General features: G+C 71.0%; 1 protein-coding gene (cut by both window edges). It reads right to left on the reverse strand.

Every position in this 12491-nt window falls within one protein-coding gene, locus AB0I81_RS34540, for a type I polyketide synthase (protein WP_360665420.1), read on the reverse strand. The gene is 46704 nt long; 15288 of those nucleotides lie to the left of the window and 18925 to its right, leaving coding positions 18926-31416 in view — codons 6309 (partial) to 10472 (complete); the first complete codon in reading order (the gene reads right to left) occupies positions 12487-12489. Both codon boundaries (start and stop) fall beyond the window edges.

Raw genomic sequence — 12491 nt, forward strand, 5'->3', positions numbered from 1 at the left:
CAGCTCCGAATCCCCGCCCGCCGAGACGGAAACCGCCGCCCGGCGGCCCACCCGCACCAGGCCCCGCATCAGGTGCGGCACGTGACCGGCCATGCGCAGGGCCGCGAGCTCCAGCCGCGCGGCCACCACCGACGCGCGGCCAGAAACGGCAGCCGCCTCGAAGGCGGCCAGGCCCTGCGCGGCCGACAGGGCCGGCATGCCCGCCCGCGTCATCCGCCGCAGCTCGATCGCCCCCAGGCCACCGGTCATCCCGGTCTCCTGCTCCCAAAGCCCCCAGGCCAGCGACAGCCCGGCCAGCCCCTGCGCCCGCCGGGACTCGGCCAGCGCGTCCAGGAACGCGTTCGCCGCCGCGTAGTTGCCCTGACCGGCGTTGCCCATCACGCCCGCCATCGAGGAGAAGAGCACGAACGCCGCCAGGTCCAGATCCTTGGTCAGCTCGTGCAGATGCCAGACGGCGTCCACCTTCGGCCGCAGCACGGACTCCAGCCGTTCCGGGGTCAGCGAGGGAATCGTGCCGTCGGCCAGCACGCCGGCGGTGTGAATGACCGCCGTCAGCGGGTGGGCGGCCGGGATCCCGGCCAGCAGGGCCATGACCTGGTCACGGTCGGCCATGTCACAGGCGGCGATCTCCACCTCGGCGCCGTGCGCGATCAGCTCGGCCCGCAGCTCCAGCGCCCCGGGAGCGTCCGGTCCCCGGCGGCCGGCGAGCAGCAGCCGCCGTACCCCACGCTCGGCGACCACATGCCGCGCGAACAGCGCGCCCAGACCACCGGTGCCACCAGTGATCAGTACCGTCCCGTCCGGGTTCCACGGCCGTTCCGCTTCCTGCGCCGGCGCCATGCGAGCCAGGCGCGGGACCCTAATCGCACCCTCGCGCACTGCCAGCTGCGGTTCGCCCGATGCCAGGAGCCCAGGCAACATGCCGGGCAGAGCCTGCGACGACTGACCGTCCACATCGATCAGGACGAACCGGCCCGGATTCTCCGACTGGGCGCTGCGGACAAGCCCCCGTGCCGCCGCCGCGACCGGGTCGGGCGCGGCTTCGCCCCGCACCCCGGTCACGACCGCGTTCCGGGTGACAACCACCATCGTCGAGTCGCCGCAACGTTCGTCGCTCAGCCACTGTCGCAGCAGATCCAGTACGCGGGCGGTCAGCGCATGCGCCGACTCCACCACCCCGGCCACCGGATCCGGCACGATCTCCGTCAGCACCACCTCCGGGACGGGATCCGCCTCCACCAGCGGAGACAGATCCCCCTGCACGGCGCCACCCGGGCTCATGACGAGCCGCGCCATCGGAGCCTGGTCGGCCTCCGGCAGATCGCCTATCGCAACCCACTCCACCCGGAAGAGCTCATCCCTGGAGACGACGAGCCCATCGGCGGGTACCGGCCGCAGCGCGACCGACCGTGCCGAGATCACCGGCGCACCCGTCGCGTCCACCGCGACCAGCGACACCGCATCGCCGTCGGTCCTGACCACCCGTACCCGCAGCACCGACGCCCCGCCCGCGTGCAGGCACACCTCACCCCACGAGTACGGCAGGCGCCCGGCGTCGTCCGGCCCGGCGAACGGCGCCACGTGCGACACCGCGTCCAGCAACGCCGGGTGCAACCCGAACGCACCCGCCTCGCCGACCTGCTCCGGCAACCGCACCTCGGCGAAGACCTCACCGCCGGAACCGCGCCAGGCGGCGCGCAGCCCCCGGAACGCCGGACCGTAGGCGAGACCCTCCTCCGTCAGGTCCTCATACAGCCCGCCCAGCTCGATCGCGGTCGCGCCGGCCGGCGGCCAGACCGCCGTGTCGAACGGTTCGGCGGTACGGCCTCCGGTGGCGAGCGTGCCGGTGGCGTGCCGCACCCACGGCGTGTCATCGGACGCCTCCGCCGAACGCGCGTAGACGTTGAGGCTGCGGTGGCCCGATTCCCGCGCCCCGCCCACCGACACCTGCACCGCGACCGCGTCCCGCTCGTCCAGCACCAGCGGCGCGTCCACGGTCAGCTCTTCCACCAGGTCGCAGCCGACCTGGTCGCCCGCCCGGATCGCCAGCTCCACGAACACGCTGCCCGGCACCAGCACCGAACCCGCCACGACGTGATCGGCCAGCCACGGGTGCGAGGAGAGCGACAGCCGGCCCGTCAGCAGCACCCCCTCGGAGTCGGCCAGGCCCACGGCCGCGCCGAGCAGCGGATGCTTCGCCGATGTCAGACCGAGCACGCGGGCATCGCCGCTCTGGCGGGCATTCGGCCAGTACCGCTGGTGTTGGAAGGCGTAGGTGGGCAGGTCGATCCGGCGTCCGCCCGGCAGCACCTGCCGCCAGTCCACGTTCACACCACGGACGAACAGCTCAGCCGCCGACAACAGCACCCGATCCAGGCCGCCCTCATCGCGACGCAACGTCCCACCCACCACCGCGACGACATCGGCCTTGTCCACGCATTCGCTGACGCCGACTGTGAGCACCGGATGCGGACTCACCTCGACGAACGCCCGATGCCGCTGCTCCAGCAACTGCTCGATCGCCGGAGCGAAAGACACCGTGCGACGCAGATTCTCACACCAGTAACTGCCGTCCAGCTCCGGCCCTTGCACCCACTCGCCGGTCACCGTGGACAACATCGGCACCCCGACCGGCTGCGCCCGCACCCCGGCCAGCGCCTCGGCCAGCTCATCTCGGATCTCGTCCACCTGAGCCGAGTGCGAGGCGTAGTCCACCGCGATCCGGCGAACCCGCACTCCCTCCCCGCTCAGCCGCTCGACCAGCTCCTCAACCGCCGTGGCCTCACCCGAGACCACCACCGACCCCGGCCCGTTCACCGCCGCCACCGACACCCGGCCGTCCAACCGTTCGCGCACCTGCTCCACCGGCAACGCCACCGACGCCATCGCCCCACCGCCAGCCAGCCGCTCACCGATCAGGCGGCTCCGCAGGGCCACAACCCGCGCACCATCGGTCAACGACAATCCGCCCGCCACCACCGCCGCCGCGATCTCGCCTTGAGAGTGCCCGATCACGGCGTCCGGCCGCAGACCGAGGGACTCCCATACCGCCGCCAGCGACACCATCACCGCAAACGACACCGGCTGAACCACATCTACCCGATCCAGCCCCTGCGCGCCCCGGACCACGTCCAGCAACGACCAGTCCACGAACGGCTCCAACGCCGCCGCACACTCCGCCATCCGCGACGCGAACACCGCCGACTCCTCCAGCAGCGCCGCACCCATCCCCACCCACTGCGCCCCCTGACCAGGGAACACCCACACCATCCGACCCTCAACATCGGCCACACCCCGGACCGCCCCTGAAGCCAGCCCGGCCAGCAATTCCTCCCGATCCCCGCCGACCACCACCGCACGGTGCTCAAACAAAGACCGCGTCGTCGCCAGCGAGAAACCCACATCCAGATCGCTATAAGCATCGACATGCGACACCAGCCGACCCACCTGAGCCTGCAGCGCCTCCTCGGTCTTCGCCGACACCACCCACGGCACCACACCCGTGGCCGGCTCCCGCTCCTCCACCCCTGCCAGCGGACCCTGCTCGATGATCACATGCGCGTTCGTGCCACTGATCCCGAACGACGACACACCCACCCGACGCGGCCGGCCGACCTCCGGCCACTCCACCGACTCGGTCAGCAGCTCCACCGCGCCAGAGGTCCAGTCCACGTGCGAGGACGGCGTGTCCACGTGCAACGTCTTGGGCAGCACGCCGTGCCGCATAGCCATGACCATCTTGATCACACCGGCCACACCCGCAGCCGCCTGCGTATGACCAATATTCGACTTGACCGAGCCCAGCAGCAGCGGGCGATCCCGGTCCTGACCATAGGTCGCAAGCAACGCCTGCGCCTCGATCGGGTCACCCAGCGTCGTACCCGTACCGTGCGCCTCCACCGCGTCCACCTCGGACCCAGAAAGCCCAGCCCCGGCCAGCGCCTGGCGAATCACCCGCTGCTGCGAAGGACCATTCGGCGCGGTCAGACCATTCGACGCACCATCCTGATTAACCGCCGAGCCGCGCACGATCGCGAGCACCTGGTGACCATTACGCTGGGCGTCCGACAGCCGCTCCAGCACCAGCATGCCGACGCCTTCGGAGTAGCTGGTGCCGTCCGCCGCGTCGGCGAACGACTTGGCCCGCCCATCAGGCGAGAGCCCGCCTTGAGCGCTGAAGTCGACGAACGCCGCCGGGGTGGCCATCACGGTCGCGCCGCCGGCCAGCGCCAGGCCGCACTCACCGGACCGCAGTGCCTGCGCCGCGAGGTGTAGCGCCACCAGCGACGACGAGCACGCCGTGTCCACCGTAACCGCCGGGCCCTCCAGACCCAGTGCGTACGAGATCCGGCCGGTCGCGACGCTGCCCGCAGTACCGGTGCCTACGAAGCCCATCGCCTCCGGCGGGAACTGGGCGCTCATCGCGTAGTCGTGGTAGAAGATCCCGGCGAACACGCCCGTGTGGCTGCCGCGCAGGGAGGCCGGGTCGATCTGGGCGCGCTCGATCGCCTCCCATGACGCCTCCAGCAACAACCGCTGCTGCGGATCCATCGCCAGCGCCTCACGCGGCGAAATCCCGAAGAACCCGGGGTCGAACTGTGTGGCGCTCCCCAAGAAGCCGCCCTCGCGTACGTAGCTGGTGCCCCGGCTCTCCGGGTCCGGGTTGTACAGCGCCCCGAGGTCCCAGCCCCGCGTGGTCGGGAACTCCGAGATCCCGTCCCCGCCCTCGGACACCAGTCGCCACAGATCCTCCGGCGAGTTGACCTCACCCGGGAAGCGGCACGCCATGCCCACGATCACGATCGGATCGTCCGCCACCGGCACAATCGACGTCGGGATGACCACACCGGCGTCCTCGCCGAGCAGCTCCGCCAGCAAGAACTCCGCCAGCACCGAAGGCGTCGGGTAGTCGAACACCAGCGTGGACGGCAACCGCAACCCCGTCACACCGTTCAGCCGGTTACGCAACTCCACCGCGGTAAGCGAGTCGAAGCCCAGCTCACGAAACTCCCGCCGCACCTCAACGGTCCCCGGCGAAGCATGCCCGAGCACCATCGCGACCTCGGTGCGTACCAGATCCACCAGTACCTCAGTACGCTCGGCCGCCCCCAGCGGAGCCAGCCGCTGCAACAACGTCGCGGCCACCACCGAACCGGACGCCGCCGACCGCCGACCCGCCCGCACCAGCCCGCGCAACAATGCCGGGACTTCGCCGTGGGCGCGCAGCACGGCGAGCTCCACCCGGAGCGGGATCACCACCGACCGGTCCACCCGCCCGGCGGCGTCGAACAGCGCCAGGCCCTGCTCCACCGACAACGGCGGCATTCCCGTACGAGTGATCCGCAACATGTCAGCGTCGCTCAACTGTCCGGTCATTCCGGCGTCCTGAGTCCACGCACCCCAGGCCAGCGACTGCGCGGGCAATCCCTGGGAGCGGCGCGACTCGGCCAACGCGTTGAGGAAGGTGTTCGCCGCCGCGTAGTTGCCCTGCCCGGCGGAACCCATCACACCCGACAAGGACGAATACATGACGAACGCCGCCAGATCGAGGTCCTTGGTCAGCTCATGCAGATACCAGGCCGCGTCCACCTTCGGCCGCAACACCGCCTCCAGCCGCTCCGGCGTCAACGACGGGATCGTCGCATCCTCCAGCACACCCGCCGTGTGAACCACCGCAGTCAGCCGATCAACACCGGCCAGCAACGCCGCCACCTGACCCCGATCCGCCACATCACACGCCGCAACCTCAACCTCGACGCCATGCGCGATCAGCTCGGCCTGCAACTCCACCGCGCCCGGAGCATCCAAACCCCGCCGGCTGGTCAACAGCAGACGCCGCACACCACGCTCAGCCACCAAATGCCGAACCAGATGGGCACCCAAACCACCCGTGCCGCCAGTGATCAGAACCGTGCCTTCCGGATCCCACTCCTGAACCTCTTCAGACGGTGTCACCCGGGCCAGACGCGGCACCCATACCGCGCCCTCACGAACCGCCACCTGCGACTCACCAGAAGCCAGCACCGACGACGGCACATCCCCATCAACATCGACCAGCACAAACCGGCCCGGATCCTCCCACTGCGCCGACCGCACCAAACCCCACACCGCAGCAGCCCCAAGATCAGTGACCACATCACCATCCCGAGCCGCCATCGCACCCCGCGTGACAAACACCAACCGGGAGGCAGCGAACCGCTCATCGGCCAACCACCGCTGGAGCAGGCCGAGAACGGAGGTGACCAGCTCATGAGCCGACTCCACCACGCTCTCGGCGTCGGCCGACCCGACGGTGACCATGACCACGTCCGGCACCGGGTCCAGCAAGGCGAGGTCCGTGCTCAGCTCGATCATGCTCACAGCGGTCTCCGCGCCCGGGGTTTCCGGCAGCGCGATCCAGTCCAGGCCGAACAGCGAGTCCCGCTCGACACCGCGGCCACCGCTCGCGCCGGCGAGCTGGTCGGTGTACGGGCGCACGGTCAACGAGCGCGCCGACAGCACCGACTGCCCTTCCCGATCAACCGCCGTCAGCGACACCGCGTCCTCAGCCGACTTGGCCAGGCGGACCCGCAAGAGTCCCGCTCCGCCCGCGTACAGGCACACTTCCTGCCAGGAGAACGGCAACCAAGCGCCCTCGGCCACCTCTAGCCCGGCGAACATGACCGCGTGCAGCGCCGCGTCCAGCAGGGCCGGATGCACACCGAACGAAGCCGCGTCACCGACCTGTTCGGGCAGCGCGACCTCGGCGAACACCTCACTGTCTCGCTGCCAGACCGCCCGTAGCCCCTGGAACGCCGGACCATATCCCAGCCCGCGAGTAGCCAGCTCGTCGTACACACCGGCCAGCTCGACCGGGGTCGCACCGGCCGGCGGCCACACAGCCGTGTCGAACGGTTCGGCGGCCTGGCTGTCCGTGGCCAGGGTGCCGGTGGCGTGTTGCACCCACGGCACATCGTCACCGGCCTCGGCCGGACGCGAATAGACGCTCAAGGCTCGGCGGCCGGTCTCCTCGGGCGCACCCACCGCGACCTGGACCGCCACCGCGTCGTCCTCGCCCAGCACCAGCGGCGCGGTCAGCGTCAGCTCCTCGACCCGATCGCAGCCGACCTGATCGCCCGCCCGGATCGCCAGCTCCAGGAAACCGGTACCGGGGAAGAACACCATCCCCGCCACCGAATGATCAGCCAGCCACGGATGCGACGCGAGCGACAACCGCCCAGTCAGCAACATCCCGTCCGAGTCGGCCAGGCCCACCGCCGCACCCAGCAGCGGATGACCCGCCACCGCCAGCCCGGCCGCTGCCACGTTGCCCACTTGGGAACCCGCCCGAGCGGGCCAGTACCACTGGTGCTGGAAGGCGTAAGTGGGCAGGTCGATCCGCCGCCCGCCTTGCAGCGCCTGCCGCCAGTCCACGTTCACACCACGGACGAACAGCTCGGCTGCCGACAGCAGCACCCGGTCCAGGCCGCCCTCATCGCGGCGCAACGTCCCGCCCACCACCGCGACGACATCGGCCTTGTCCACGCATTCGCTGACGCCAACCGTCAGCACCGGATGCGGACTCACTTCCACGAACACGCGATGCCGTTGCTCCAGCAACTGCTCGATCGCCGGGCCGAAAGACACCGTGCGCCGCAGGTTGTCGCACCAGTAGCCGCCATCCAGCTCCGGCCCCTGCACCCACTCGCCGGTCACCGTGGACAACATCGGCACCCGCACGCCGGTCGGTGCCACTTCCGCCAGTGTCTCGGCCAGTTCGTCACGGATCTCGTCCACCTGGGCTGAGTGCGAGGCGTAGTCCACCGCGATCCTGCGAACCCGCACCCCCTCCCCGCTCAGTCGCTCGACCAGGTCCTCAGCCGCCGTGGCCTCACCCGAGACCACCACCGACCCCGGCCCGTTCACCGCCGCCACCGACACCCGGCCGTCCAACCGTTCCCGCACCTGCTCCACCGGCAACGCCACCGACGCCATCGCCCCACGACCAGCCAACCGCTCACCGATCAGGCGACTGCGCAACGCCACCACCCGCGCGCCATCCTGCAGAGAGAGCGCCCCGGCCACCACCGCAGCGGCAATCTCACCCTGGGAATGTCCGACCACCGCGTCCGGCCGCAGACCGAGGGACTCCCACACCGCCGCCAGCGACACCATCACCGCAAACGACACCGGCTGAACCACATCCACCCGATCCAGCCCCTGCGCGCCCCGAACCACATCCAGCAGCGACCAGTCCACGAAGGGCTCCAAAGCCGCCGCACACTCCGCCATCCGCGCCGCGAACACCGCCGACTCCTCCAGCAGCGCCGCACCCATCCCCACCCACTGAGCGCCCTGGCCAGGGAACACCCACACCATCCGACCCTCAACATCGGCCACACCCCGGACCGCCCCTGAAGCCAGCCCGGCAAGCAGTTCCTCCCGATCCCCGCCGACCACCACCGCACGGTGCTCAAACAAAGACCGCGTCGTCGCCAGCGAGAAACCCACATCCAGATCGCTATAGGCATCAACATGCGACACCAGCCGACCCACCTGGGCCTGCAGCGCCTCCTCGGATTTCGCCGACACCACCCACGGCACCACGCCACCGACAGGCTCCCGCTCCTCCACAACCGCCTGCGGCCCCTGCTCGATGATCACATGCGCATTCGTGCCGCTGATCCCGAACGACGACACACCCACCCGACGCGGCCGCCCAACCTCCGGCCACTCCACCGACTCCGTCAGCAACTCCACCGCGCCAGAGGCCCAGTCCACGTGCGAGGACGGCTCGTCCACGTGCAACGTCCGAGGCAGCACGCCATGCCGCATAGCCATGACCATCTTGATCACACCCGCGACACCCGCCGCCGCCTGCGTGTGACCGATGTTCGACTTGATCGACCCCAGCAACAACGGCTGCTCCCGATCCTGACCATAGGTCGCCAGCAACGCCTGAGCCTCGATCGGGTCACCCAGCGTCGTACCGGTCCCGTGCCCCTCCACCGCGTCCACCTCGGACCCAGAAAGCCGGGCCCCGGCCAGCGCCTGGCGGATCACCCGCTGCTGAGACGGACCGTTCGGCGCGGTCAGACCGTTGGAAGCGCCGTCCTGATTGACCGCAGAACCTCGCACTACCGCCAGGACCTGATGCCCGTTGCGGCGCGCGTCCGAGAGCCGCTCCAGCACCAGCATGCCCACGCCCTCGGCCCAGCCCGCGCCGTCGGCCGCGTCGGAGTAGGACTTGCACCGGCCGTCACCGGCCAGCCCGCCCTGCCCCGTGAAGTCGATGAACGGCCCCGGGGTGGCCATCACGGTGACCCCGCCGGCCAGCGCCAGCGAACAGTCACCGCCGCGCAGCGCCTGCGCGGCCAGGTGCAATGCCACCAGGGAGGACGAACACGCGGTGTCCACCGTCACCGCAGGGCCTTCCAACCCCAGCGTGTACGACAGGCGGCCGGTCGCGACGCTTCCGGCCGTGCCGGTTCCCATGAAGCCCAGCACGTCCGCCGGGAAGGGCATGCTGTTGGCGTAGTCGTGGTACATGACCCCGGCGAACACACCCGTGTGGCTGCCGCGCAACGAGACCGGGTCGATCCCGGAGCGCTCGACGGCCTCCCAGGTCACCTCGAGAAGCAGCCGCTGCTGCGGGTCCATCGCCAGCGCCTCGCGCGGCGAGATCCCGAAGAACCCGGGGTCGAATTCGCCGGCCTCGTGCAGGAAGCCGCCCGCCTGGACGTAGTTGACGGCTTGGCCCTCGGTGCCCGGATAGAACGTGTCACGGCTCCAGCCGCGCGTCGTCGGGAAGGGGGTGATCGCGTCCGCGCCCTCGGTGACCAGCCGCCACAGGTCCTCCGGCGAGGCGACCCCACCGGGGTAGCGGCACGCCATGCCCACGATCACGATGGGGTCGTCCGCCACCGGCAGGACGGCTGTGGGGATGATCGCGTCGGCGTGCTCGCCGAGCAGCTCGGCCAGCAGGAACTCCGCCAGCACCGAAGGCGTCGGATAGTCGAACACCAGCGTGGACGGCAACCGCAGCCCGGTCACCGAGTTCAGCCGGTTACGCAGTTCCACTGCGGTGAGCGAGTCGAAGCCCAGCTCACGAAACTCCCGCCGCACCTCCACCGTCTCCGGGGAAGCGTGGCCGAGCACCATCGCCACCTCGGTACGTACCACGTCCACCAAAACCTCGGCACGTTCAACGGCCTCCAGCGGGGCCAGCCGCTGCAACAACGTCGCGGCCACCACAGACCCGGACGCCGCCGACCGCCGACCGCCCCGCACCAGCCCGCGCAACAATGCCGGCACCTCGCCCTGCGCCCGCAGGGCCGGCAGCTCAAGGCGGACCGGGATCAGCAGCGCATGCTCCAGCGCGGTAGCGGCCTCGAACAGGGCGAGACCCTGCTCCAACAGCAGCGGCGGCATGCCCGCGCGCGCCATCCGGCGCATGTCGGTGTCGTCCAGCGTGCTGGTCATTCCGGCGTCCTGGTTCCAGGCTCCCCAGGCCAGCGAGAGTGCGGGCAGTCCGGCGGCCCGCCGCTGCTGGGCCAGCGCGTCGAGGAACGCGTTGGCCGCCGCGTAGTTGCCCTGGCCGGCGTTGCCCATCACCCCGGCGAGGGAGGAGAAGAGCACGAACGCCGCGAGGTCCAGGTCCTGGGTGAGTTCGTGCAGGTGCCAGGCGGCGTCCGCCTTGGGGTGCAGCACCGTGTCCAGGCCGTCCGCGGTCATTGACGAGATCGTGCCGTCGGCCAGCACGCCGGCGGTGTGGATCACCGCGGTCAGCGGGTGCGCCGGATCCACCCCGGCCAGCAGGGACGCCACCTGATCCCGGTCGGCCACGTCGCAGGCGACGATCTCGACCTCGGAGCCGTGCGCGAGCAGTTCGGCGCGCAGCTCCAGAGCCCCGGGAGCCTCCTGGCCTCGGCGACTGGCCAGGAGCAGACGCCGCGCGCCACGCTCGGTCACCACATGCCGTGCGAACAACGCGCCCAGACCACCGGTCCCGCCAGTGATGAGTACCGTGCCCTCGGGGTCCCATGCCCGGTCCTGGTCTCCGCCGAGCGGAACCCGGGCCAGGCGGGGTACGCGCACGCCACCCTCGCGTATCGCCACCTGCGGCTCGCCCAATGCCAACGCGAGCATCCCCGGCAGCGGCGGCTCGTCCACATCGACGAGCGCGAACCGGCCGGGCTCCTCCCACTGCGCCGACCGCACCAAACCCCACACCGCGGCGGCCGCCAGGTCCGACACGGTTTCGCCCTCGCCCGCCGCGACGGCACCCGTGGTCACGAACACCAGCCGGGAACGCCGGCAACGCTCATCGGCCAGCCAGGATTGAAGCAGGCCCAGCACCTCGGCGGTCAGGTCGTGGACCGAGGTGATCACGTCGCCGGATCCGGCGGAGCCGACCGCGACGGTCACGACCTCCGGCACGGTTTCCAATGCCGCCAACGCCGCCGCCGAGGTCGAGGCCAGCTCGACGGAATCTGCGGGCGCTGCCGACGTCTCGGGCAGCGCCGTCCAGGTCAGCCGGAACAGCGGGTCGCGACCGGTGCCCAGGGCGGCCTGGCCGGTCGCGATCGGCCGCAGCACCAGTGAGCGCGCCGACAGCACCGGCTCCCCGGCGACGTCCACCGCGAGCACCGAGATCGTGTCGCCGCCGGTTCTCGCCAGCCGGACCCGCAGCGCCGACGCGCCGCCGGCGTGCAGGCACACCTCGCCCCAGGAGAACGGCATCCGGCCGCCTTCGGCGTCGTCCAGCCCGGCGAAGCTCACCGCGTGCAGCGCCGCGTCCAGCAGAGCCGGATGCATCCCGTACGAGCCCGCGCTCGACGCCGCCTGTTCGGGCAGGACGACCTCGGCGAACACCTCGCCATCTCGCTGCCAGACCGCGCGCAGCCCCTGGAACACCGGCCCGTAGCGGAACCCGCCCTCGGCCAGCCGGTCGTACAGGCCGTCCAGTTCGATGGGTGTGGCGTCCCTTGGCGGCCACACCGTCGTGTCGAAGCCGTCATCGGCGCGCGACCCGGAAGCCAGCACACCAGTGGCGTGCCGCACCCACGGCTCGTCCTCGGCGGCCTCGGCAGGGCGGGCGTAGATGCTCAAATTACGGCGGCCCGACTCCGCTGCCGACCCCACCCACACCTGCACCGCGACGGCATCCCGCTCACCGAGCGCGAGGGGCGCGGTCAGGGTGAGCTCCTCGACCAGGTCACACCCGACCTGGTCACCGGCCCGTACCGCCAGCTCAAGGAAACCGGTGCCGGGGAACAGCACCATCCCGCCCACGGCGTGGTCGGCCAGCCACGGATGCGACGCGAGGGACAACCGCCCGGTCAGCAGCACGCCGTCCGAGTCGGCCAGCCCGACGGCGACTCGCAGCAGAGGGTGCCCGGCGGCGGCCAACCCCGTGGCCGCCAGGTTCCCCGACTGGGAGCCGCCGCCGTCGGGCCAGTAGCGCTGCCGCTGGAACGCGTACGTCGGCACGTCGATCCGGCGTCCGCCCG

This window comes from Nonomuraea sp. NPDC050404 (genome assembly GCF_040655495.1).
Taxonomy (GTDB): domain Bacteria; phylum Actinomycetota; class Actinomycetes; order Streptosporangiales; family Streptosporangiaceae; genus Nonomuraea.